Source organism: Frateuria sp. (assembly GCF_013362045.1).
Lineage (GTDB): Bacteria > Pseudomonadota > Gammaproteobacteria > Xanthomonadales > Rhodanobacteraceae > Frateuria_A.
Window position 1 is genome coordinate 1 of the sequence record NZ_JABFWW010000212.1, and the last position, 2693, is coordinate 2693.

Genomic DNA, 2693 nt, shown 5'->3' on the forward strand with positions numbered 1-2693 from the left:
GCTAGTGGTTGTCCAACCGCGAGACTTCGGCAGGACTTTCATGAACAAGTTGTACGCCCCGCTTGCGCTGGCCCTCACGGCGGCGCTGCTGGCCGCTCCGGTCGGCGCCCAGGAGGCGGGGAAGAAAAAGCTGTATTGCTGGAACGAAGGCGGCCGGAAAGTCTGCGGCGATGCGCTGCCGGCGAATGCGGTGGACAGCGCGCGTACCGAGATCAGCCCAAAGAGTGGCCTTCCCACCGGTCAGGTCGGCCGCGCCCTGACCGCCGAGGAGCGCCTCGCCGCCGCGGCGCAGGCCGAGATCGACCGGCAGAACCAGTTCAAGGAAGCGGCGCAGCGCATGCGCGAACACGCGATGGCCGAGTCCTATGCGACGGAGGCCGACCTGCGCCGCGCCTTCAACGATCGCATCGCCCTGCTCGACGACACCATCAAGGCGGCGCAATTGAGCATCGGTGGCCTGCGCCAGAGCCTGATCAGCCTGCTGCGCCAGGCCGGCGAAGCCGAACTGGCGGGCAAGACGGTGCCGGCCAACCTCAGTGGGACCATCCGCACCCAGCACGCCGAACTCATGCGCCAGCAGAGCCTGCTCGCCGTGCACCGCCAGAATCGCGGCGAGATTGACCTCGAACTCGACCATGCCTTGCAGACCTACCGCGCACTGAAGGATCCGAAGACGCCGGCGGTCGTGCCGGTGCAAAGCGGCACCTGATTCCTTCCGCCTGTTGCGAACAAAAAAGCCGGTCGTTTGACCGGCTTTTTCTTTGCGCGAGTGAATCGAAACTCAGAACGGCAGCGAGAGATCCGGCTTCAACGCCAGCAGCTGCTCGCGGAACGCCTGCTGGATGCGCTTGAGCGCCGTGGCGTTGTCGGCATCGAAACGCATCACCAACACCGGCGTCGTATTCGATGCACGCACCAAGCCCCAGCCATCGGGAAAGTCGACGCGCAGGCCGTCGATGGTCGACAGGCGCGCGCCCTCGAACTGCGCGGCCGAGCGGAAGCGTTCGACGAAGCTGTGCGGATCGCCGTTGGGCGCATCCACCTTGATCTCCGGCGTGGACACGCCATTGGGCAGCGCGGCCAGCGTCGCGGCCGGCGTGTCGGGCTGCACCGAGAGGATCTCGAGCAGGCGGGCGGCGGCGTAGATGCCGTCGTCGAAGCCGTACCAGCGTTCCTTGAAGAAGAAGTGGCCGCTCATCTCGCCGGCGAGTTCGGCCCCGGTTTCGCGCATCTTCGCCTTGATCAGCGAGTGGCCGGTCTTCCACATCAGCGGGCTGCCGCCGTGGCGCAGGATGTGGCCCGGCAGGCGGCCCGTGCACTTCACGTCGAAGATGATCATCGCGCCCGGGTTGCGTTCGAGCACGTCCTGCGAGAACAGCATCAACAGGCGGTCCGGGAAGATGTTCTGGCCGTCCTTCGTGACCACGCCAAGGCGGTCGCCGTCGCCGTCGAAGGCGATGCCGAGGTCGGCGTCGAGCCGCTCGACCATCTTGATCAGGTCGGTGAGGTTGTGCGGCTCGCTGGGATCGGGATGGTGGTTGGGGAAGGTGCCGTCGATCTCGCAGTACAGCGGGGTAACTTCGGCGCCGATCGAGGACAACACGCGCGGGCCGATGTCGCCGGCCACGCCATTGCCAGCGTCGACCACGACCTTGAGCGGGCGGTCGATCTGCACGTCGGCGGCTATGCGCTGGACGTAGTCCTCGCTGATGTCCTGTTGGCGCACTTCTCCCGGGTTGTCTGCAGTGAACAGACGATTCCCGGCAATGCGGTCATAGAGATCGGTGATCGTGTCGCCCGACAATGTCTCGCCGCCCACCACGATCTTGAAGCCGTTGTAGTCCGGCGGATTGTGGCTGCCGGTCACCGACACGCAGGAACCCGCGCGCAGGTGGTAGGCGCCGAAGTAGACGACCGGCGTGGGCGCCATGCCGATGTCGATGACATTACGGCCAGCCTTGCGCAGGCCGTTGATCAGGCCTTCGCTGAGTTCTGGGCCCGACAGGCGGCCGTCGCGGCCGACCACGATGTCGAGCAGGCCCTGCTGCTGCATTACCGATCCGATCGACTGGCCGAGCAGCTCAGCGATGCCGGCGTCGAGCGTCTTGCCGATCACACCGCGGACGTCGTAGGCGCGGAAGATACCGGGGTCGAGGGCCACACCTTTCGTTACTACCGGCGTCGCTTCGGTTTCGACGGGCTTCGGCGCGGTGACGGGCTGGGCGGCAAGCAGCTCCGGGGCCAATTGGCCGAGCGTCTGAATGCTGCCTTCTTCAATGGCTGCGGCTTTTCCGCGACCACGGGTGAGGGCCGGATAGAACCAGGCCACGATCGCTCCCAACGCCAGCAGTGCCGTGATGACGGTGCACGGCAGCCAGCCCAGACCGAGCGGCCCGCCGGCGACGTCCGGCACCGCTGCGGCGACGCGCAGGTCACTGCCCGGCACCTTCGCCGCCATCGCTTCGGCCCCGGTGGCGAGGGCCTTGTCGCCGCGCTCGACCACGGTGGCACTGCCTTGGCGCAGGGCCAGGTACGTGTCTTCCGGAACGCGGGCTGCTTCGACGCCACTGCCCAGCTTGGCGAGGGGCAGACGCACGCTGGCGACGCCTACGAGTTCGGCGCCGCGCATGACCGGGGCGGCCAGCGCGAGCTTCTGCTTGCCCAGGCCATCGGTGACGATCCAGGCCACCGGC

2 protein-coding genes are annotated in these 2693 nt (G+C 67.1%); one reads left to right on the plus strand and one right to left on the minus strand.

Annotated features, from left to right (window positions below; translation table 11 throughout):
• The first annotated feature begins 40 nt into the window (after nt 1–40).
• Nucleotides 41–709 (plus strand): hypothetical protein, encoded by a 669-nt coding sequence (locus tag HOQ08_RS10135; RefSeq protein ID WP_291194031.1) that lies wholly within the window; start codon nt 41–43, stop codon nt 707–709.
• Between the two features lie 72 nt (nt 710–781).
• Here HOQ08_RS10135 and HOQ08_RS10140 read toward each other — a convergent pair.
• Nucleotides 782–2693: phosphomannomutase/phosphoglucomutase (locus tag HOQ08_RS10140; RefSeq protein ID WP_291194034.1), on the minus strand; the 1912-nt coding region annotated here is incomplete at its 5' end.